Genomic DNA, 1093 nt, shown 5'->3' on the forward strand with positions numbered 1-1093 from the left:
GAGGTCCATCATTGTTCGCCATTCCGCACGGCCTGTGTGGATTGTACCGGATTATCACGAGGTTGGGCAGCGCCTATCTCTGCCTCCTCAAAGGAGATCAATCATGTCCAATATCCAACAATCCGGCACCTTCGCCCCCGCCACCTTCAAGCTTGGCAGCCGCACCGTGAAGCGGCTCGGCTACGGCGCCATGCAGCTCGCCGGGCCCGGCGTGTTCGGGCCGCCCAAGGACCATGACGCGGCATTGGCCGTGCTGCGCGAGGCGATTGCGCAGGGGATCGACCATATCGATACCAGCGACTTCTACGGCCCGCACGTCACCAACCGGCTGATCCGCGAAGCACTGGCACCCTACCCCGACGATCTCGTCATCGTCACCAAGATCGGTGCGCGGCGCGGGCCCGATGGCTCCTGGCTGCCGGCTTTCTCTCCCGAGGCGCTGACCCAGGCGGTGCACGACAATCTAAGCAATCTTGGGCTCGATGTGCTCGACGTCGTCAACCTGCGCATCATGTTCGATACCCATGGCCCCGCCGAGGGATCGATCGAAGCGCCACTCACCATCCTGGCCGGGCTTCAGCAAAAAGGTTTGGTCAGGCATATCGGGCTGAGCAACGTGACGCCGGCGCAGATCGCCGAAGGGCGCCGTATCGCCGAGATCGTCTGCGTGCAGAATCAGTACAATCTTGCGCATCGCGGCGACGACGCCCTGATCGACGACCTTGCCCGCGACGGCATCGCCTATGTGCCGTTCTTCCCGCTCGGCGGCTTCAACCCGCTGCAATCCTCCACCCTGTCGGACGTCGCAACGCGCCTCGGCGCCACGCCAATGCAGATTGCGCTCGCCTGGCTGCTGCGCCGCGCGCCCAACATCTTGCTGATTCCCGGCACATCGTCGGTCGGACATTTGCGGGAGAACCTCGCTGCGGCTGAACTCAAGCTTTCAGGGGATGTGCTTCAGGAGTTGGATGGGATGGCCAAGGCGGCGTAAGGCGCGACCAGTTTCCCCCTTTGAGGGGGAGATGTCGCCAAAGGCGACAGAGGGGGTCGGCACGACCGGGCGCGACCTCCTGCGGCAGATGAAGGTTGGCGC

The 1093-nt window shown here is 63.9% G+C and carries 1 protein-coding gene; it reads left to right on the forward strand.

Features of this window, described 5'->3' with window-relative positions:
- The first annotated feature begins 103 nt into the window (after positions 1-103).
- The gene (locus EN964_RS35420; RefSeq protein WP_127268565.1) at positions 104-991 is read left to right on the forward strand and encodes an aldo/keto reductase family oxidoreductase; all 888 of its coding nucleotides are present in this window, start codon (positions 104-106) and stop codon (positions 989-991) included.
- The last annotated feature ends 102 nt before the right edge of the window (positions 992-1093 follow it).

It is taken from the genome of Mesorhizobium sp. M7A.F.Ca.CA.001.10.2.1, assembly GCF_003998575.1.
In the GTDB taxonomy this organism is placed as follows: domain Bacteria; phylum Pseudomonadota; class Alphaproteobacteria; order Rhizobiales; family Rhizobiaceae; genus Mesorhizobium.